At 71.4% G+C, this 19,865-nt stretch carries 16 protein-coding genes; all 16 read left to right on the forward strand.

The window, feature by feature from the left end:
* The first annotated feature begins 23 nt into the window (after nt 1-23).
* Nucleotides 24-1,427 carry a UDP-N-acetylmuramoyl-tripeptide--D-alanyl-D-alanine ligase gene (locus tag BQ6202_RS04490; RefSeq protein WP_072313297.1) on the forward strand — a complete coding sequence of 468 codons (1,404 nt, stop codon included), beginning with the start codon at nt 24-26 and terminating at the stop codon, nt 1,425-1,427.
* Nucleotides 1,427-2,512, forward strand: coding sequence for a phospho-N-acetylmuramoyl-pentapeptide-transferase (gene mraY / locus BQ6202_RS04495; RefSeq protein ID WP_072313298.1), 1,086 nt, complete (start codon nt 1,427-1,429; stop codon nt 2,510-2,512). The genes BQ6202_RS04490 and mraY overlap by 1 nt, the downstream gene beginning before the upstream one ends.
* A complete protein-coding gene (gene murD, locus BQ6202_RS04500; RefSeq protein ID WP_072313299.1) occupies nt 2,512-4,029 on the forward strand; it encodes a UDP-N-acetylmuramoyl-L-alanine--D-glutamate ligase in 1,518 nt (505 codons plus the stop codon). Before mraY ends, murD begins: the two co-directional genes overlap by 1 nt.
* On the forward strand, nt 3,989-5,233 hold the full coding sequence (gene ftsW / locus BQ6202_RS04505; protein WP_083587020.1) for a putative lipid II flippase FtsW: 1,245 nt from the start codon (nt 3,989-3,991) through the stop codon (nt 5,231-5,233). The genes murD and ftsW overlap by 41 nt, the downstream gene beginning before the upstream one ends.
* A 3-nt stretch (nt 5,234-5,236) precedes the next feature.
* The gene (gene murG / locus BQ6202_RS04510; protein WP_072313300.1) at nt 5,237-6,319 is read left to right on the forward strand and encodes an undecaprenyldiphospho-muramoylpentapeptide beta-N-acetylglucosaminyltransferase; all 1,083 of its coding nucleotides are present in this window, start codon (nt 5,237-5,239) and stop codon (nt 6,317-6,319) included.
* Nucleotides 6,316-7,731 (forward strand): UDP-N-acetylmuramate--L-alanine ligase, encoded by a 1,416-nt coding sequence (gene murC / locus BQ6202_RS04515; RefSeq protein WP_072313301.1) that lies wholly within the window; start codon nt 6,316-6,318, stop codon nt 7,729-7,731. The genes murG and murC overlap by 4 nt, the downstream gene beginning before the upstream one ends.
* On the forward strand, nt 7,728-8,969 hold the full coding sequence (locus tag BQ6202_RS14555; protein WP_083587021.1) for a cell division protein FtsQ/DivIB: 1,242 nt from the start codon (nt 7,728-7,730) through the stop codon (nt 8,967-8,969). Before murC ends, BQ6202_RS14555 begins: the two co-directional genes overlap by 4 nt.
* A 220-nt stretch (nt 8,970-9,189) precedes the next feature.
* Nucleotides 9,190-10,395 (forward strand): cell division protein FtsZ, encoded by a 1,206-nt coding sequence (gene ftsZ, locus BQ6202_RS04525; protein WP_072313302.1) that lies wholly within the window; start codon nt 9,190-9,192, stop codon nt 10,393-10,395.
* A gap of 30 nt (nt 10,396-10,425) precedes the next feature.
* Entirely contained in the window at nt 10,426-11,097 is a 672-nt protein-coding gene (locus BQ6202_RS04530) for a YggS family pyridoxal phosphate-dependent enzyme (RefSeq protein WP_072313303.1), read from the forward strand.
* A gap of 27 nt (nt 11,098-11,124) precedes the next feature.
* A complete protein-coding gene (locus BQ6202_RS04535) occupies nt 11,125-11,595 on the forward strand; it encodes a cell division protein SepF (RefSeq protein ID WP_072313304.1) in 471 nt (156 codons plus the stop codon).
* 4 nt (nt 11,596-11,599) lie between these two features.
* Nucleotides 11,600-11,902, forward strand: coding sequence for a YggT family protein (locus BQ6202_RS04540; RefSeq protein WP_083587022.1), 303 nt, complete (start codon nt 11,600-11,602; stop codon nt 11,900-11,902).
* A 125-nt stretch (nt 11,903-12,027) separates the two neighbouring features.
* Nucleotides 12,028-12,801: a DivIVA domain-containing protein gene (locus tag BQ6202_RS04545; protein ID WP_072313305.1), complete on the forward strand. Its 774-nt coding sequence runs from the start codon at nt 12,028-12,030 to the stop codon at nt 12,799-12,801.
* A gap of 8 nt (nt 12,802-12,809) precedes the next feature.
* Nucleotides 12,810-13,442 (forward strand): signal peptidase II, encoded by a 633-nt coding sequence (gene lspA / locus BQ6202_RS04550; RefSeq protein WP_234946120.1) that lies wholly within the window; start codon nt 12,810-12,812, stop codon nt 13,440-13,442.
* Entirely contained in the window at nt 13,442-14,362 is a 921-nt protein-coding gene (locus tag BQ6202_RS04555) for an RluA family pseudouridine synthase (protein WP_072313306.1), read from the forward strand. Before lspA ends, BQ6202_RS04555 begins: the two co-directional genes overlap by 1 nt.
* Nucleotides 14,363-14,405: 43 nt before the next feature.
* Entirely contained in the window at nt 14,406-17,912 is a 3,507-nt protein-coding gene (dnaE, locus tag BQ6202_RS04560; protein WP_072313307.1) for a DNA polymerase III subunit alpha, read from the forward strand.
* Between the two features lie 259 nt (nt 17,913-18,171).
* Nucleotides 18,172-19,806 carry an HNH endonuclease signature motif containing protein gene (locus BQ6202_RS04565; protein ID WP_072313308.1) on the forward strand — a complete coding sequence of 545 codons (1,635 nt, stop codon included), beginning with the start codon at nt 18,172-18,174 and terminating at the stop codon, nt 19,804-19,806.
* The last annotated feature ends 59 nt before the right edge of the window (nt 19,807-19,865 follow it).

Below are 19,865 nucleotides of genomic sequence, written 5' to 3' on the forward strand. Positions count from 1 at the left end.
GGTTCGCTGATGGGCGGCGTCTGATGCTGCGGCTGCGGGCGAGCGAGATCGCGCTCGCCGTCGATGGCGAGCTGCTCGGCGACGACGTGCTCGTGACGGGCTCGGTCGAGACCGACTCCCGGCTCGTCGCGGCGGGCGGCGTGTTCTTCGCCATGCCCGGCGAGGAGACGGACGGCCATCGCTTCATCGACGCGGCGATCGCGAACGGCGCCGCGCTCGTCGTGGCCGAGCGGCAGCTCGAGCAGGCGATCCCGCACGTGGTGGTCGCCGAGGGCGTCTTCGCGCTCGGAGCACTGGCGGCGCACGTGATCGCTCGGGTGCGCGCCGCTGGCGACCTCACCGTCGTCGGGGTGACCGGCTCGAACGGCAAGACGACGACCAAGAACATGCTGCAGGCGATCCTCGAGCCGCACGGCCCGACCGTCACGCCCGTGAAGTCCTTCAACAACGAGGTCGGCGCTCCGATGACGATGCTGCGCATCGACGAGTCGACGCGCTACCTCGTGCTCGAGATGGGCGCGAGCGTCGAGGGCGACATTGCTCGGCTCACCGCCATGTCGCACCCCGACATCGGCGTCGTCCTCAAGGTGGGCCTCGCCCATGCCGGCGAGTTCGGCGGCATCGAGACCACGACGCGCGCGAAGACCGAGATGGTGAGCGACCTGGGCGCCGAGGGCGTGGCCGTGCTCAACCGCGACGACGAGCGGGTGCGCGGCATGGCGGCGGCGACGCGCGCGAGCGTGCGCTGGTTCGGCACCGAGCCCGGCTCCGCCGAAGAGCCTGCGGCGCTCTGGGCCGACGGCATCGACTCGACGCTCGAGGGCACGGTCGCCACCATCCACCGAGGCGAGGAGGCGCTGCCGCTGCGCATGCGCATCCTCGGCGAGCACCACGTCATGAACGCGCTCGCGGCGCTCACGGTCGCCGACGCGCTCGGCGTGCCGCTCGCGCCCGCGATCGAGGCGCTCGCCACCATGGAGCGCGCTGAGCGCGGCCGCATGGAGATCCTCGAGCCCGGCGGCGGCATCACCGTCATCAACGACGCGTACAACGCCAGCCCGGACTCGACCGCTGCCGCGCTGCGCTCGCTCGCCCACATGACCCGCCAGGCCTCGCGCCGCTCGATCGCGGTGCTGGGCGAGATGGCAGAGCTCGGCCCGCACGCGGTCGAGGAGCACGACCGGCTCGGCCGCCTCGCCGTGCGGGTGCGCATCGATCGGCTCGTCGTCGTCGGCATCGGCGCCAGGGCGATCCACGACGCCGCCGAGCTCGAGTCGTCGTTCGGCCAGCACACCACCTGGGTCGCCACCGCCGACGAGGCCGAGGCGCTCCTGCGCAGCGAGCTCGTCGAGGGCGACGTCGTGCTGTTCAAGTCTTCCAACGTGTCGGGCCTCCAGGCCCTCGCAGAGCGGATCGGGGGCCTCTGATGCTCGTGCTGCTGGCATCCGCGGGCATCGGCCTGCTCGTCTCCCTGATCGGCACGCCGCTGTTCGCGCGGCTCTTCTCCCGCATCGGCTGGGGCCAGTTCATCCGCGACGACGGTCCGCAGTCGCACCACGTCAAGCGCGGCACCCCCACGATGGGCGGTCTCGTGTTCATCGTGGCGACGGTCCTCGGCTACTTCGGCGGCAAGCTGCTCGGCCAGGATCAGCCGACGATGCCCGCGCTGCTCATCCTGCTCCTGATGGTCGGCATGGGCGCGGTCGGCTTCGTCGACGACTTCCTCAAGATCTCGAACCAGCGCTCGCTGGGCCTCGGCGGATGGGCGAAGGTCGCCGGCCAGGTCGTGGTCTCGGTGCTCTTCGGGGTGCTCGCGATCACGGTGCCGGCCGCCGGGGGCCGGCCAGTGGTCGACACGGTGATCTCCGGCGTGCGCGACATCCCGTGGCTCGACCTGACCGCGTGGGGCGCGATGGGCGGCATCGTCTTCGTGCTCTGGATCCTCCTCATGAACGTCTCGGCCTCGAACGCCGTCAACGTCACCGACGGGCTCGACGGCCTCGCGACGGGCTCCGTCATCCTCTCTGCCACCGGCTTCGCGTTCATCGCCTTCTGGCAGTTCAACCAGTCGTGCTTCTCGGCCGATCCGGCGGCGGGCTGCTACGACGTCGTGCAGCCGCTCGACGTCGCGACGGTCGCCGCGACCCTGGTCGGTGCGCTCATCGGCTTCCTCTGGTGGAACACGACGCCCGCCCAGATCTTCATGGGCGACGTCGGCTCGCTCTCGCTCGGCGGCGCGCTCGCCGGCTTCGCGATCATGACCGACACGCACCTGCTGCTGCTGCTGATCGCCGGCCTGCCCATCATCGTCACAGGCTCCGTGATCGTGCAGCGCACCTACTTCAAGCTCACCGGCGGCAAGCGCATCTTCCTCATGACCCCGCTGCACCACCACTTCGAGCTGAAGGGCTGGGCAGAGGTCACGATCGTCGTGCGGTTCTGGATCCTGGGCGGGCTGTTCGTCGCCGCCGGCATCGGGCTGTTCTACTTCGAGTGGGCGCTGCAGGGCTGATGCGCGACCTCGACACCCTCACCTCCTGGCACAGCGACTGGGCGGGCCTGCAGGTCGCGGTGCTCGGCCTCGGCGTCACCGGCTTCGCTGCCGCCGACACGCTCGTCGAGCTGGGCGCATCCGTCACCGTCGTCGCCGAGCGCGTGGACGACGAGCGCCGCACCATCCTCGGCGTGCTCGCCGTCCCCATCGTCGAGGCGGGCGCTGACGAGCTGCCGGCCGCCATCACCGAGGCCGAGGTCGTCATCGCCTCGCCGGGACTGCGCCCGGACCACCCGTGGCTCGTCGCGGCCGCTGCGCGCGGCATCGCCGTCTGGGGTGACATCGAGCTCGCCTGGCGCGTGCGCGACAAGGTGCGGGCCGCCGAGTGGATCCTCATCACCGGCACGAACGGCAAGACCACGACGACGCAGCTCACCGCGCACATGCTGCGAGAGGCCGGCATGCGCGTCGCGCCGGTCGGCAACATCGGCACGCCCGTGCTGGACGCGGTGCGCGACCCGGGCGGCTTCGACGTGCTCGTCGTCGAGCTCTCGAGCTTCCAGCTGCACGCGCTGCCGGCCGCCGGCGCAGGCGCCCTCTGGCCGCACTCGGCCGCGGTGCTCAACATCGACGACGACCACCTCGACTGGCACGGCTCGGCGGATGCGTACCGCGTCGCCAAGGCGAAGGCCTACGGCAACGCTCGGGTCGCGGCCGTCTACAACGTCGAGGATGCGACCACCATGCACATGGTGGAGGAGGCCGAGGTCGTGGAGGGCTGCCGAGCGATCGGCTTCAGCCTCGGCATCCCGGGTCCGAGCGACCTCGGCATGGTCGAGGACGTGCTCGTCGACCGCGCCTTCCTCGACGCGCGGCACGCGCAGGCGCTCGAGCTCGCGAGCCTCGCCGACCTCGAGCCGGCGGGCCTGCGCTCGCCGCACATGACCCGCAACGTGCTCGCCGCCGCAGCGCTGGCGCGCGCCTTCGGCGCTGAGCCGGTGCACGTGCGGGACGCGATCCGGTCCTTCCGCCTCGACCGCCACCGCACCGAGCTGGTCGCGGAGCAGGGCGGTGTGCGCTTCGTCGACGACTCGAAGGCCACGAACCCGCACGCGGCCGAGGGCAGCCTGAGCGCCTTCGACCGGGTCGTGTGGATCGTCGGCGGACTCTTCAAGGGCGCCGACGTCGCACCGCTCGTCGAGCGCCACGCGAAGCGCATCGTCGCGGCGGTCGCGATCGGGGTCGACCGAGCCCCCGTGCGCGAGGCGTTCGCGCGACACGCCCCCGGCATCCCGCTCGTGGAGGTCGACTCGGCGGACACTGTCTCCGTGATGCGCGTCGCCGTCGAGGCGGCCGCAGCGCACGCCGCGCCCGGCGTCACGGTCCTGCTGGCGCCGGCGGCAGCATCCATGGACCAGTTCAAGGACTACGCAGAGCGCGGCGATCGGTTCGCCGAGGCCGTGCTGGCGAGGGAAGAGCAGGGGAGGGGCGCCCATGGCGACGACGACGGCACCCCGAGCCGCGATCGCGACTGACGACCGCTCGGGCCGCGCTGAGCGGATGGGCAGGCGCGCGCTCGTGCGCGTGCGCTCGATCTTCGGCGCACCGACGTTGAACGCGGCCCTGCTCATGGGGACGACGCTGTTCCTCGTGATCTTCGGCCTCGTGATGGTGCTCTCCTCCTCGTCGGTGGAGAGCTACGTGGCGAACGGATCCTTCTTCACCGACTTCGTGAAGCAGTCGGCCTTCGCCTCGATCGGCGTCGTCGCGATGCTGGTCGCCGCGAGGATGCCGGCCAGCGTCTGGCAGCGGCTCGCATGGGTCGGGATCATGCTCGGCATCGCGCTGCAGGTGCTCGTCTTCACCCCCCTCGGCTTCGGCGCGGGCGGCAACCGGAACTGGATCGGCTTCGGCGGCTTCTCGCTGCAGCCCTCGGAGTTCGTCAAGGTCGCGCTGTGCGTCTGGCTCGCGATGATCATGACGCGGAAGCAGAAGCGCCTGGGCAGCTTCTGGCAGGTGTGGATCCCTGCCGGGCCGGTCGCGGGGCTCTCGATCGGCCTCGTGCTGCTGGGCAGCGACCTCGGCACGGTCGTCATCATGGTGGCGCTGTCGTTCGGGGCGCTCTGGTTCGCAGGCGTCAAGTGGTGGCACCTGCTCCTGCCGGTGGTCGTGCTGTCGGTGCTGGCCGTGCCGATCGTGCTCGCGAGCGTGTCGCGCGTGCGGCGCATCACCTCGTTCCTGCAGGGCTGCACGAACGACGTCTACTACTCCGACTGCTGGCAGCAGCTGCACGGCACCTGGGCGCTGTCGGCAGGCGGCCTCTTCGGCGTCGGCCTCGGCAACTCCCGCGCCAAGTGGTCGTGGCTCCCGGAGGCCGACAACGACTACATCTTCGCCATCATCGGCGAAGAGCTCGGGCTGCTGGGCGCGATCGTGGTGCTCGCGCTGTTCGCGCTCCTGGCCTGGACGATGCTCCGCATCGTGCGGCAGGCGTCGATGCAGATGACGCGCGTCGTCGTCGGTGCCGCGATGGTGTGGCTCGTCGGGCAGGCGCTGGTCAACATCGCCGTGGTGCTCGGGCTGCTCCCGGTGCTTGGCGTGCCGCTGCCGTTCATCTCCTCCGGCGGTTCGCAGCTCATCGCCGCGCTGCTCGTCGTAGGCATCGTCCTCTCCCTCGAGCGGGTCGACAACCCCAGGGCGCGGGGCGAGGAGCCCCTGCCCGCAGCAGCGAGGGGCTGAGCCGTGCGCGTGCTGCTCGCCGGCGGTGGCACCGCCGGCCACGTCAACCCGCTGCTCGCGACCGCGCAGCGGCTGCGGGAGCGCCACCCGGGCGTCGAGATCACCGTGCTCGGCACGGCAGAGGGCCTCGAGCGCGAGCTCGTGCCCCGCGCGGGCCTCGAGCTCGTCACCATCGCCAAGCTGCCGTTCCCGCGCAGGCCGGATGCGGCGGCGCTGCGCTTCCCCGGTCGCTGGCGACGCGTCGTGCGCGAGGTGCGCGCCCTGATCCGCGACCGCAGGCCCGACGTCGTCGTCGGCTTCGGCGGCTACGCATCCGCCCCCGCCTATCGGGCTGCGCACCTCGAGGGCGTGCCCATCGTGATCCACGAGGCGAACGCGAAGCCGGGCATGGCGAACCTCCTCGGCGCGCGCTGGACCGACTTCGTCGGCCTCTCCTACCGCTCGACGAAGCTCCAGGGCGAGCTGGTGGGGATGCCGCTGCGGCCAGAGATCACCGGTCTCGATCGCGCGGGGCTGCGCGATGAGGCGATCGCCGAGCTCGGCCTCGCGCCTGAGCGCCCGACGCTGCTCGTCACCGGCGGCTCGCAGGGCGCCCGCTCCATCAACCGCACGATCGTCGAGGCGGCGGGCGACATCGTCGACGCCGGCTGGCAGGTCCTGCACCTCTCCGGCGGCAGGCAGACCGACTTCGAGCCCGCCACGACGGCGCACTACGTCGCGATCGAGTACCTCGACCGCATGCATCTGGCGCTCTCCGCTGCCGACCTGGTGGTGTGCCGCGCCGGCAGCCTCACCGTCTCGGAGCTCATGGCCGTCGGGCTGCCGGCGGTGTACGTGCCGCTGCCCTACGGCAACGGCGAGCAGGGGATGAACGCCGCCGACCAGGTTTCCGCTGGTGGCGCACTCCTCGTCGCGGACGGCGAGTTCACGGCAGAATGGGTGCGCACGAGGCTCGTGCCGCTGCTGCGGAGCGCCGATCGGCTCGCCGAGATGGCCTCTGCGAGCGCGGGCGCGGGAGCGAGCGACGGCAGCGACCGCATGTGCGATCTCATCGAGCGGGCCGCGGCCACGAGGAGGCAGTCGTGATCGAACCGGACTTCAGCCAGCCGATCCCCGAGCGGATCGAGCGCGTCCACTTCATCGGCATCGGCGGCTCGGGCATGTCGGGCATCGCCCACATGATGCTCGACGCGGGCCTCGCCGTCTCCGGCTCGGATCGCTCCGGCTCGGCGACGCTCGACCGCCTGGTCGAGCGTGGCGCCTCCGTCGCGATCGGCCACGACGGTGGCAACGTGCCCGTGGAGGGCGAGGGGCGCGTCGACGCCGTGGTCGTCACGAGCGCGCTCTGGCCGGACAACCCCGAGCTCCTCGTGGCGCGCGAGCACGGCATCCCCGTGCTGCACCGGTCGCAGGCCCTGCACGTGCTCGCGCGCGGCAAGCGCGTGGTCGCCGTCGGCGGCGCGCACGGCAAGACGACGACCACCGGCATGCTCGTCGTCGGCCTGCACGGCCTGGGCGTCGATGCCGGCTTCGTGAACGGCGGCGTCATCGCCGGGCTCGACACGTCGAGCTCGCAGGGCAGCTCCGACGTGTTCGTGCTCGAGGCCGACGAGTCCGACGGCTCGTTCCTGCTCTACGACGTGGCCGTCGCCCTCATCACGAACGTCGACACCGATCATCTCGACCACTACGGCACCCCCGAGGCCTTCGACGAGGCCTTCGCGCAGTTCGCGAACCGCGCGAGCGAGGCCGTCGTCATCTCTGCCGATGACGAGGGCGCGCAGCGCGTGCGCGGGCTCATCGACCACGCGCGCGTGATCAGCTTCGGCGAGTCCGAGGGGGCGGATGTGCGCATCCTCGAGATCCGCACGGGTCAGACCGCCTCGTGCGTGCTGGAGATCGCGGGGGAGCGGCTCGAGCTCGAGGTGGGCGTGCCGGGCAGGCACAACGCCGTCAACGCGGCCGGTGCCCTCGCGACGCTCGTGGCGCTGGGCTTCGCGCCCGCCGACATCGCGGGTGCGCTCGCAGCGTTCCGCGGCACGGGCCGGCGCTTCGAGCTGCACGGCGAGCGCCGCGGCGTGCGGGTCTTCGACGACTACGCGCACCACCCGGCCGAGGTCGACGCGGCGCTCACCGCTGCCCGCACCGTCATCGGCGAGGGGCGCATCATCGCCATCCACCAGCCCCACCTCTACACCCGCACGCGCGACATGGCCGGGGAGTTCGCCTCGGTCTACGAGCGGGTCGCCGACCACACGGTGGTGCTCGACGTCTACGGCGCCCGCGAGGATCCCATCCCCGGCGTGACGGGCGCACTCGTCGCCGAGCGCTTCGCCGATCCCGCCGATGTCGACTTCCTGCCCGACTGGCAGGCAGCCGCCGCGCGCGCGGCCGCGCTCGCGCAGCCCGGCGACATCATCGTCACGCTCTCGTGCGGCGACGTCTACCGGATCATCCCGCAGGTGCTGTCGGCCCTCGAGGACGGCGCCCAGGCGTGAGGCGACCCGAGGGCTTCGATCGGCCGGCCGATCGCGACGGCGACGAGCAGCCGGCAGCCGCGGACCAGGGCGACGAGCGCGCGCGCCGGGTCGTCGCCGAGGTGCGCGAGGTCGTCAGGCTCGACGCGCTGCGCCGCCGGCGCGAGCAGGCGCTGCAGGACGAGGCGGTGCGCGACGCCGGTGCATCGGCGGCCGAGCGGCCCGAGCCGCGGCGCTGGGCGCTGAGCGCCTACGCGGGGCTCGAGGACGAGCAGACCGCCGATGCAGACGCGGATAGCGCGGACGCCGCAGCCGAGCCGCGAGGCGGAGGCGCGCCCGCGAGCACCCCCACCGCTCGCCGAGGCGGTGCGAGCGACCATCTGGCCGACTCGGCTGCCGAGCCGCTCGCCGAGGGCGAGTCGCACGCCCAGCGCGTGGATCGCGCGTGGCGAGCGTCGCAGCGCGAGCAGCGCAGGCTCGATCGCGCAGAGCTCGCCGACACGCGTCGCGAGGCGCGGATCGCGAAGCGCGCCCGCATCCGCCAGGAGCGTGCCGAGGTGCGCAGGTTCACGGCCGAGCGCCGCAGGCAGCTGCGCACCGCGCTGCTCGCTGCCGGTGGGCTGGTGCTGGCGCTGCTCGTGCTGGTCGGCCTCGTCTGGTCGCCGCTCATGTCCGTGCGCGAGGTGCAGGTCGAGGGCGCGGAGCGCGTCGATCCGGCAGCCGTGCAGGAGGTGCTCGCCGATCAGCTCGGGCAGCCGATCGCGACGGTCACGGAGGCCGGCATCGCCGAGCGGCTCCAGGCGATCCCGCAGATCGAGTCGTTCCGCGTCGACGTCGTGCCGCCCTCGAGCGTCATCGTGCACCTCGTCGAGCGGCGGCCCGTCGCCGTCATCGGCGCCGACGCCGGCGCATCCGTCATCGATGCCGCCGGTGTCGTGCTCGGCACGGTCGACGAGACGACGGATGCGCTGCCGCGCCTCGTCGGGGTCGAGGTCGGCACCGAGCAGTTCGAGGCGGTCGCGACGCTGCTCGTCTCCGTGCCGAGCGAGGTGCTCTCGGCCACCGAGACGATCGAGGCGCCCACCGCATCCGACATCAGGCTCACGCTCGACACCGGTCAGCAGGTGCAGTGGGGCGGTGCAGAGCAGAGCCCGCTGAAGGCGGACGTCCTGGCCGCGCTGATGTCGACGCAGGATCCCGAGACCGCTGCGGTGCTCGACGTGCGCGCGCCGGAGCACCCGGTGGTCCGCGGCTCCTGAGCCGCCCGCTCGACCTCGGTGGTCTGGGCTCGCCGGCATCGGGCGGCCTCGGCGCCCGCCAGAACCTGACGAAACTTTTTCTTGGCGGATCCCGGCGCGACACGCCCTGACGGTCACGAGCAGGTGCTCCGTGCGCCCGTACCGTCGGAGTCGTCAGCATGAAATGAGGAATTCTCTAAACCTCAACTAGAGGTTGAGAGTTCGATCGAGGGGCCGGAACGTGACTTCCAACAACAACTACCTCGCCGTCATCAAGGTGGTCGGCGTGGGCGGTGGCGGTGTGAACGCCGTCAACCGCATGATCGACCTCGGTCTCCGAGGCGTCGAGTTCATCGCGATCAACACCGACGCGCAGGCGCTGCTGCTCAGCGACGCCGACGTGAAGCTCGACGTGGGCCGCGAGCTCACGAAGGGTCTCGGTGCAGGCGCGGATCCCGAGGTGGGGCGCCGCGCTGCGGAGGACCACGCGGAGGAGATCGAGGAGGCGCTCGCGGGCGCCGACATGGTCTTCGTCACCGCAGGCGAGGGCGGCGGCACCGGCACGGGCGGCGCGCCCGTCGTGGCGCGCATCGCGAAGAGCCTCGGTGCGCTGACGGTCGGCGTCGTGACCAAGCCGTTCTCCTTCGAGGGTCGCCGTCGCCAGGCGCAGGCCGAGGCGGGCGTCGAGGCGCTCAAGAACGAGGTCGACACGCTCATCGTCGTGCCCAACGACCGGCTGCTCGAGATCTCCGACATGGGCATCTCGATGGTCGAGGCCTTCGAGACCGCCGACCAGGTGCTGCTCGCGGGTGTCCAGGGCATCACCGACCTCATCACGACGCCGGGCCTCATCAACGTCGACTTCGCCGACGTGAAGTCGGTCATGCAGGGCGCGGGCAGCGCGCTCATGGGCATCGGCTCCTCCCGCGGTGCCGATCGCGCCATCAAGGCGGCAGAGCTCGCGGTCGCGAGCCCGCTGCTCGAGGCGAAGATCGACGGCGCCCACGGCGTGCTGCTCTCCATCCAGGCAGGCAGCAACCTCGGCATCCACGAGACCTACGACGCCGCGAAGCTCGTGCAGGAGGCGGTGCACCCCGAGGCGAACATCATCTTCGGCACCGTCATCGACGACACGCTCGGCGACGAGGTGCGCGTCACCGTCATCGCCGCGGGCTTCGACGGCGCCGGCCCGGTCGTGAAGGACGACGACTCGGTGCTCCGCACTGCCGCGCGCGACGAGATGGGGCTGCGCTCGGGCGCGCCCTCGGCGCCCCGCGCAGAGGAGCGCCGCGACGAGCGACGCGCCGACGTGCGCCGCACGGAGGAGCCGGCCGAGCGTCGTGCGGTCCCCGCCGTGCCCGTCGCCGACCACCTCACCGGTCCCGTCCAGCCGCTGACGCAGGTGGATGAGGAGGAGGACGAGTTCCTCCCCGACTTCCTCCGCTGACGACACCGACCGCATCCGCTGACCGCGAGCATGACTGACGCCCCCGCGCGCCTGGCCGCCTTCCTCGAGGATCTCGAGGAGGCGCGCCGGGCGCGCGAGGTCACGGTCGTGGTTGTGACCAAGTTCCACCCCGTCGAGCTCGTGCGCGAGCTGGCCAGCACGGGGCATCGCCACTTCGGCGAGAACCGGCACCCGGAGGCGCGCGACAAGGCCGATGCGCTCGGCGATCTCGGACTCACCTGGCACTTCCTCGGGCAGTTGCAGCGCAAGAAGGCGCGGCAGGTCGCGCGCTACGCAGACGTCCTGCACTCGATCGACTCCGTCGAGCTCGTGGACGCCCTCGAGGGCGGCGAGCCTGGCGACGAGCGCCCCGTGCGCGACGCGCTCGTGCAGCTCAACCTGACCGACGACCTCGCCCGCGGGGGCGTCGCGCCCGACGGCCTCGAGGCGCTCGCCGAGCGCGTCGCTGCCGCAGGGGCGCTGCGGCTGCGCGGCGTCATGGCGGTCGCGCCGCTCGACGAGGAGCCGGCCAGCGCCTTCGAACGACTCGCGAGGCACGCCGAGCGCGTGCGCCGCATCGACCCATCCGCCGACTGGATCTCCGCCGGCATGAGCGGCGACTGGCGCGAGGCGCTCCAGCACGGCGCGACACACCTGAGAATCGGCACGGCAATCACGGGAAACCGCCCCTCCGGCGGATAGCGTGAACGCACGCCACGAGGAGGATCCATGAGCAACGCACTGAAGAAGGCGGCGATCTACTTCGGCTTCGCCGAGGAGGATGAGCTGACCCAGGAGGTCCGTCCCGTCGAGCGGACCGAAGAGCACGACCGGGCTCCGCAGCAGCAGCCGCGCGAGCGCGTCGAGGAGCCGCGCCGCGCTCCCGTCACCAAGCTCCGGCCCGCACAGAAGGTGAGCGACATGAGCGAGATCCTCACGGTGCACCCGCGCCAGTACAAGGATGCCAAGGCCATCGCCGAGGCATTCCGCGACGGCACCCCCGTCATCATTAACCTGTCGCAGATGACGGACGGCGACGCTCGTCGCCTGATCGACTTCTCGGCAGGCCTCACGCAGGGCCTCGAGGGGCGCATCGAGCGCGTCACGACCAAGGTCTACCTGCTGACGCCCGAGCACATCGCGGTCTCGGGCGGGCGGGGCGTCGAAGAGGACGCGGACGCAGCCGTCTTCGCCCACTGACCCGGTGACGATCGTCCCGATCCTCGCCTGGGTCGTCCACACGGCGCTGCTCGTCGCGTTCTACGTCCTCTGGGCGCGGATCATCCTCGACTTCGTGCGGCAGCTGCGGCGCGACTGGCGGCCGAAGGGCTTCTGGCTCTTCGTCTCCATCTGGTTGCTGCGGCTCTCCGACCCGCCGCTGCGCTTCGTGCGCCGCTTCGTGAAGCCGATCCGCATCGGCGGCGCCATGCTCGACATCGCGATGCTCGTGCTGCTGCTCGGGCTGCTGCTGCTGATGACGGTCGTCGGCCAGTTCCGCTACGTCTGAACCGAGCTGGCTGAGAGGCGGAGACGCCCGCTCGGCGCTACGATCTCCGGAGCGCGAACCGCGCCGGGTACAGTGAACCTGTGCCGCCTGCCCACCGGCAGGCGACTGACCAAGAAAGGCACGCCATGGCTCTGACTCCTGACGACGTCGTCCACAAGCGCTTCGAGACGACGCGCTTCCGGGACGGCTACGACCAGGACGAGGTCGACGACTTCCTCGATGAGGTGGTCACGGAGCTCCGTCGTCTGACCGAGGAGAACGAGGCGCTCCGCGCGGAGAACGAGCAGCTGAAGTCGGGCGGCGCCAGCGCTGCGCCCGCCGAGGCTGCTGCGCCCGCAGAGGCTGCCGCGCCCGCAGAGGCTGCCGCGCCCGTCGAGCAGGTCGACACGGCAGAGCTCGAGCAGCTGCGCGCCGAGAACGAGCGCCTCGCCAAGGAGCTCGCCGACCGCGACGAGGCAGCCGCTGCCGCCGCCGCACAGGCCGACGCGCAGCCCTCCCAGACGCAGGCTCCGGCAGAGGCCGAGGCTCCCGCTGCGGCCGCCGAGCCCGCTTCGCCGTCGGTCACGCAGTCCGACAGCCTGATCAAGCTCGCGCAGCGCGTCCACGACGAGCACGTCGCCGAGGGCGAGCAGAAGCGCGACGAGCTCATCGCCGCCGCCGAGACCAAGGCGCAGGAGATCGAGGCCGCCGCCGAGCAGCGCAAGGTCGCGCTGCAGGGCCAGTTCGACGACGCGAAGGCCAAGCTCGACGAGCAGAAGGCCGGCCTCGAGGCCAAGATCGACGAGCTGAAGAGCTTCGAGCGCGACTACCGCCTCAAGCTGCGCGGCTACATCGAGAGCCAGCTGCGCGACCTCGACCGCTCGTCCTCGCTCGCCTTCGGCGGGCAGAGCGGCAGCTGAGCCGCTCGGTGACGGACGACCGCGCGCCCGCGCACGGCTCGCGCCCACGCAGCGCCGCCCCGCGCTCGACCTGGCTCATGCTGGGGATCGTGCTCGGGACCGCTGCGCTCGCGTGGGTGGCCGACCTCCTGTCCAAGGAGTGGGTCCTGGCGTCGATGGCTGAGGGCGAGCAGCGGCAGGTGCTGGGCGAGGTGCTGCAGTGGCACTTCGTGCGAAACCCTGGCGCAGCGTTCTCCTTCGCCGCCGGCTCCACCTGGATCTTCACGATCCTGGCCGCCGCGGTCGTCATCTTCATCGCGACGCAGGTGCGGCGCATCCGTTCGATCCTGTGGGCCGTCGCCTTCGGCGGCGTGCTCGGCGGCACGCTCGGCAACCTGACCGATCGTCTGACCCGCGAGCCCGGCTTCTTCGTCGGGCACGTGATCGACTTCATCCAGGTGTGGGGCTTCCCGGCCATCTTCAACATCGCCGACGTCTTCATCGTCGGCTCGATGATCGGGGTGGTGCTGCTCGTGCTGCTCAACATCGGCCTCGACGGCCGACGCCACACCGATGATCCGGCGCATGCGCGCCCGGCGGCTGACGATCCCGATGCCACGCAGCCGCTCGACCCCGAGGATCGCCCGGGAGCCGGCGCCTGATGGAGACGCGGTTCCTGCAGGTGCCGCCGGGGCTCGACGGCACCCGTGCCGACGCCGGGCTCGCGAAGCTGCTCGGGCTCTCGCGCACGGCGGTCGTCGGGATGCTCGACGCGGGCGGCGCGGTGCAGGACGGCACGGTGCTCGGCAAGTCCGATCGGCTGCTCGGCGACGCCTGGCTCGACCTGTCGTGGCAGCCGCGCGAGGAGCCCAGGCTCGTCCCGACGCCCGTCCCCGACCTCGGCATCGTGCACGACGACGCGGACATCGTCGTCGTCGACAAGCCCGCGGGCGTCGCTGCGCATCCCTCGGTGGGGTGGCAGGGCCCGACGGTGGTCGGCGCGCTCGCCGCGGCCGGCTTCGACATCGCGACCTCCGGCGCCGCCGAGCGGCAGGGCGTCGTCCACCGGCTCGACGCCGGCACGAGCGGGCTCATGGTGGTCGCGAAGAGCGAGCGCGCCTACACGCACCTGAAGGCCGCGTTCCACGACCGCGAGGTGACGAAGATCTACCACGCGGCGGTGCAGGGGCATCCCGACCCGCTCTCCGGCACGATCGACGCGCCGATCGGCCGGCACCCGAGCCACGAGTGGCGCTTCGCCGTCGTCTCGAGCGGCAAGCACGCGATCACCCACTACGAGACGCTCGAGGCGTACCGCGGCGGGAGCCTGCTGGAGGTGACGCTCGAGACCGGGCGCACCCACCAGATCCGCGTGCACATGGCCGCCAGGAAGCATCCGTGCCTGGGCGACACCATGTACGGCGCCGACCCGACGACATCTGCGCGGCTCGGGCTCGAGCGGCAGTGGCTGCACGCGATGCGCCTCGGGTTCCGGCACCCCGCGACGGGCGAGCAGGTGCTCTACAGCTCCTCCTATCCGGCGCAGCTCGCGCACGCGCTCGACCTGCTGCGCGAGGACTAGCCCGGCACGTCGCGTCGGCGCCGCGACGTAGGATCGAAGGGAAATGGCAGACTCCTTCGCGCACCTCCACGTCCACACCGAGTACTCGATGCTCGACGGTGCAGCACGCATCAAGGATCTGATGCAGGCGGTGCACGACGAGGGGATGCCCGCGGTCGCGATGACCGACCACGGGAACGTGTTCGGGGCCTTCGACTTCTGGAAGGCAGCGAAGGCGCAGGGCCTGAAGCCGATCATCGGCACCGAGGCCTACATCACCCCGGGCACCCACCGCTCGGAGCGCACGAGGGTCAAGTGGGGCGACCAGGGCGCTCCCTCCGGCGATGACGTCTCCGGTGGCGGCGCCTACACGCACATGACGCTGCTCGCCGAGAACAACGAGGGGCTGCACAACCTCTTCCGACTCTCGTCGTACGCCTCCATGGAGGGCTACTACTTCAAGCCGCGCATGGACCGCGAGCTGCTCGAGCGCTACTCCAGCGGGCTCATCGCCACGACCGGCTGCCCCTCCGGCGAGGTGCAGACCAGGCTGCGCCTCGGCCAGTTCGACCTCGCGCTCGAGGCCGCGGCCTCCTACCGCGACCTCTTCGGCGCCGACAACTACTTCCTCGAGCTCATGGACCACGGCCTCGAGATCGAGCGGCGCGTGCGCGACGGCCTGCTCGACATCGGCAAGCAGCTGGGGCTGCCGCTGCTGGCGACCAACGACCTGCACTACACGCGCGCCGAGGACGCCAAGAGCCACGACGCGCTGCTGTGCGTGCAGTCGGGCTCGACGATGGACGACCCGAACCGGTTCCGCCTCGACGGCGGCGGCTACTACGTCAAGTCGGCCGCCGAGATGCGGCACCTGTTCCGCGACCTGCCGGAGGCGTGCGACAACACGCTGCTCATCGCGGAGCGCTGCGACGTCCAGTTCGACACCGACGCGAACTACATGCCGCGGTACCCGGTGCCCGAGGGGCACGACGAGCACTCGTGGTTCCGCCACGAGGTGCACGCGGGCCTCGAGCGCCGCTACCCGAGCGGCATCCCCGACGCGGTGCAGGCGCAGGCGGAGTACGAGATCGGCGTCATCTCGGGCATGGGCTTCCCGGGCTACTTCCTGGTGGTCGCCGACTTCATCAACTGGGCGAAGGACAACGGCATCCGCGTCGGCCCCGGGCGAGGCTCCGGCGCCGGCTCCATGGCCGCCTACGCCATGCGCATCACAGACCTCGACCCGCTCGAGCACGGCCTCATCTTCGAGCGGTTCCTCAACCCCGATCGCGTCTCGATGCCCGACTTCGACATCGACTTCGACGATCGTCGCCGGGGCGAGGTGATCCGCTACGTCACCGAGAAGTACGGCACCGAGCGCGTCGCGCAGATCGTGACCTACGGCACCATCAAGCAGAAGCAGGCGCTGAAGGACGCGAGCCGGGTGCTGGGCTTCCCGTTCGGGATGGGCGACAAGCTCACGAAGGCGATGCCCCCGGCGATCATGGCGAAGGACATCCCGCTCGGCGGCATCACCGATCCGACGCACGAGCGCTACAAGGAGGCGGGCGACTTCCGCGCGCTCATCGAATCGGACCCCGAGGCGAAGACGGTCTACGAGACGGCGCTCGGCCTCGAGAACCTCAAGCGCCAGTGGGGTGTGCACGCGGCCGGCGTCATCATGTCCTCCGATCCGCTGATCGACATCATCCCGATCATGAAGCGGGAGCAGGACGGCGCGATCATCACGCAGTTCGACTACCCGGCGTGCGAGTCGCTCGGCCTCATCAAGATGGACTTCCTGGGGCTGCGCAACCTCACCATCGTCTCTGACGCGCTCGACAACATCCGCGCCAACCGCGGCGAGGACATCGATCTCGAGACGCTGCCGCTCGACGACCGGGGCGCCTACGAGCTGCTGCAGCGCGGCGACACGCTGGGCGTGTTCCAGCTCGACGGCGGGCCGCTGCGCTCGCTGCTGCGGCTCATGCGGCCCGACAGCTTCGGCGACATCTCGGCCGTCATCGCCCTCTACCGCCCGGGTCCGATGGGCGCCGACTCGCACACGAACTACGCGCTCCGCAAGAACGGTGCGCAGCCCATCACGCCCATCCACCCTGAGCTCGAGGAGCCCCTCGCCGAGATCCTGTCGGAGTCGTACGGCCTCATCATCTACCAGGAGCAGGTGATGGCGGTCGCGCAGAAGGTCGCCGGCTACACGCTCGGCCAGGCCGACATCCTGCGGCGCGCGATGGGCAAGAAGAAGAAGGAGGAGCTCGACAAGCAGTTCGAGGCCTTCTCCGGCGGCATGCGCGAGCGCGGCTACTCGGCGGCCGCCGTGAAGGCGCTCTGGGACATCCTGCTGCCATTCTCCGACTACGCGTTCAACAAGGCGCACTCCGCCGCCTACGGTGTCATCTCCTACTGGACGGCGTTCCTCAAGGCGCACTACCCGGCCGAGTACATGGCGGCGCTGCTGACGAGCGTCGGCGACTCGAAGGACAAGATGGCTATCTACCTGTCGGAGTGCAGGCGGATGGGCATCACGGTGCAGCCGCCGGACGTCAACGAGTCGACCCTGTACTTCACCGCCGTCGGCGACGACATCCGCTTCGGCCTCGGTGCCGTGCGCAACGTCGGCGAGGGCGTCGTGGACGGCATCGTGGCGGCTCGCAAGCGCGAGGGCGCGTTCGGGTCGTTCCACGACTTCCTGAAGAAGGTGCCGCTCGGCGTGGCCAACAAGCGCACCGTCGAGTCGCTCATCAAGTCGGGCGGCTTCGACACCATGGGCGTGACGCGGCGAGCGATGCTCGAGATCCACGAGGATGCGGTGGATGCGGCCGTCTCCATCAAGCGCAACGAGGCGAACGGGCAGGTCGACCTCTTCGGCGACATGTTCGACGACCTCGATGCGGTCGCCGACCGGGTGCCCGATCGCCCGGAGTGGGGCAAGCAGGACAAGCTGGCCTTCGAGCGCGAGATGCTCGGCCTGTACGTCTCGGACCACCCGCTCTCGGGGCTGGAGCTCGAGCTCGCGAAGCACGCGACGCACCAGATCCAGGAGCTGCAGGAGGTCGAGGATGGCGAGCACGTCTCGCTGGCCGGCCTCATCACGAGCGTGCAGCACCGCGTCGCGCGCAACTCCGGCAACCCCTACGGCATCATCGCCGTCGAGGACTTCAGCGGCGAGCTCGAGATCATGGTGCTCGGCAAGACCTACACGGAGTACCGCGTCGCGCTGCAGGCCGATCAGGTGGTGGTCGTGCGGGGCCGCGTGCGCACGCGCGACGACTCGGTGTCGGTGCACGCGAACGCGATCGACACGCCCGATGTGCAGCCGATCGACGAGACGCGGCCGCTCGAGCTGCGCATCCCGGAGCGGCGGGCCTCGATGACGGCCATGCGAGAGCTGCGCGGACTGCTCGAGCGCCACGCCGGGCCAACCGACGTGCGCATCGCGCTGCAGCGCCCAGATCTCGAGCGGGTCTTCGCGCTGCCGCAGCGGGTGCGCGTCTCCTCCGACCTCTTCGGTGAGCTCAAGAGCCTGCTCGGCCCCGCCTCGATCGCCTGACCCGCCCCTGCCCGCTGGTCGAGGAGCGCGCGGCGCAGCCGCACGCGTCATGCCCGTTGGTCGAGGAGCGCGCGGCGCAGCCGCACGCGTCATGCCCGTTGGTCGAGGAGCGCGCGGCGCAGCCGCACGCGTCGCGAGACCCGCCGTTGGTCGAGGAGCGCACGGCGCAGCCGCACGCGTCACGAGACCCGGTCGGCGGCTTGTTCACGCCTCTCGATCGCCCGCCTCCGATGTCAGTGGTGCGTGATGTGATGCACCCATGAGCGACGATGGCCTCGACCCCCAGGGCACTGACCCTGAGGCCATCGACGCCGACGCCTACATCGCCGCGGTCCGTGCTGGCGCGGTCGACCCGTACGGGCAGTCGGCGGATGAGCTGCAGGCCTCGCTCGACGCGTACGACCGGGAGTGGACGGCGCGGCTGCTGGCGCTGTCGGATGTCGAGCTGGATGCGGTCGTGACGGGCCGGATGCGGGTGCCGCAGCTGCCGGGCCCGGTGGAGTCGGAGGGCACGGCGCGGCTGCGTGCGGAGGCCGCGTATGTGGGCCGGGTGCGGGCGCTGGAGGCGCAGGCGGCGCGGCTGGAGGCGGCCAAGCGTGAGCTGCTCGCGGACCGGTTCGCGCGGCTGCTGGCCGAGCCGGGCTCGTTCGAGACGAACCTGCGCGAGGCGGCCTCGGTGCTGGCGGTGGAGCTGCACCTGTCGGATCGTGCGATCGAGCGGCGCATGACCGACGCGTGGCAGACGGTCACCGAGCTGCCGCTGGCGCACGACGCGCACCGCGCGGGCCGCATCACGGCCAGCCACCTGCGCGCGATCGTGACCGCGACCGAAGCGCTCCGCCTCGACGCTGCGGTCGAGCACGAGCAGCGGGCGCTGGTCGAGCAGGAGCTCGTCGCGGTCGCCGAGACGACCACGCCCGGGCGGCTGCGCTCCCGCGCACGCCGGATCGTCGACCGTGTCCTGACCGCGCCGCTGCAGCAGCGGTACGAGACGGCCAGTCAGCAGCGGGCGGTATCGCTGCACGACGCGGGAGACGGCATGGTCGATCTCTGCGCACGCGTGCCCGCGGCGCTCGGCGCGGCCGCGTTCGCGCGGCTGACGGACGCCGCCCGCGGCAAGGCGAAGGACGACCCGCGCACCTTCGACCAGTTCCGCGCCGACGCCTACCTCGAGCTCCTCCTCACCGGCCACACCCCGCAGAACCTCGCCGGCGTCAACGGCATCGCCGCGACGATCATCGTCACCATCCCCGCCACCGCCCTCCTCCACGACGACGCCGACCGCCACGACGGCGCCAACGGCACCGGCAACGCCACCGGCAACGGCACCGGCACCGGCAATGGCACCGAGGGCCGCGGCGGTGATGCTGCGCCGGGGCTGCGGTTCCCGGCGATGCTCGAGGGCGACATCCTCGTCGACGCCGCCACCGTCCGCTCCCTCGCCGCCGACACGGTCACCTGGGAGCGGCTCTTCCTCGACCCCGTCACAGGCGTGCCCGTCACCGTCGACACCTACCGGCCCAGCCGCGCCATGCGGCGCTGGCTGCGCCGCCGCGACGGCCACTGCCGCTGGCCCGGCTGCAGCAACCGCGTCAGCAGCACCGACCTCGACCACACCCAAGACTGGGCCGACGGCGGCCCCACCACCCTGTCCAACCTCGCCAGCCTCTGCCGCCGCCACCACACCATGAAGCACGCCACCCGCTGGAGCGTCCAACAGCTCGAGCACGGCATCCTCGAATGGACCAGCCCCCTCGGCACCACCCTCCACGACGCACCCCAACCCCAAGGACCACGCTTCACCAACACCAGCCACGACGACACCCCCTGGGGCACACCGACCACCGCCGAACCCAACCTCGCCAACGCACCACCAGTGACGCTGCCCTTCTGACGACCGAAGCCAGCCTCCAACGGGTGACCTGCACGCCTACCGTCCCGGCGTGGATCGGT

Origin of the sequence: Agrococcus sp. Marseille-P2731, assembly GCF_900117395.1 — a bacterium.
Taxonomy (GTDB): Bacteria; Actinomycetota; Actinomycetes; order Actinomycetales; family Microbacteriaceae; genus Agrococcus.

Bases quoted from the DNA above. Each gene is read 5' to 3' on its own strand.
- BQ6202_RS04490 (WP_072313297.1), top strand. From the start codon at position 24: ATGCTGCGGCTGCGGGCGAGCGAGATCGCGCTCGCCGTCGATGGCGAG.
- mraY (WP_072313298.1), top strand. From the start codon at position 1,427: ATGCTCGTGCTGCTGGCATCCGCGGGCATCGGCCTGCTCGTCTCCCTG.
- murD (WP_072313299.1), top strand. From the start codon at position 2,512: ATGCGCGACCTCGACACCCTCACCTCCTGGCACAGCGACTGGGCGGGC.
- ftsW (WP_083587020.1), top strand. From the start codon at position 3,989: ATGGCGACGACGACGGCACCCCGAGCCGCGATCGCGACTGACGACCGC.
- BQ6202_RS04530 (WP_072313303.1), top strand. From the start codon at position 10,426: ATGACTGACGCCCCCGCGCGCCTGGCCGCCTTCCTCGAGGATCTCGAG.
- BQ6202_RS04535 (WP_072313304.1), top strand. From the start codon at position 11,125: ATGAGCAACGCACTGAAGAAGGCGGCGATCTACTTCGGCTTCGCCGAG.
- BQ6202_RS04545 (WP_072313305.1), top strand. From the start codon at position 12,028: ATGGCTCTGACTCCTGACGACGTCGTCCACAAGCGCTTCGAGACGACG.
- BQ6202_RS04555 (WP_072313306.1), top strand. From the start codon at position 13,442: ATGGAGACGCGGTTCCTGCAGGTGCCGCCGGGGCTCGACGGCACCCGT.
- dnaE (WP_072313307.1), top strand. From the start codon at position 14,406: ATGGCAGACTCCTTCGCGCACCTCCACGTCCACACCGAGTACTCGATG.
- BQ6202_RS04565 (WP_072313308.1), top strand. From the start codon at position 18,172: ATGAGCGACGATGGCCTCGACCCCCAGGGCACTGACCCTGAGGCCATC.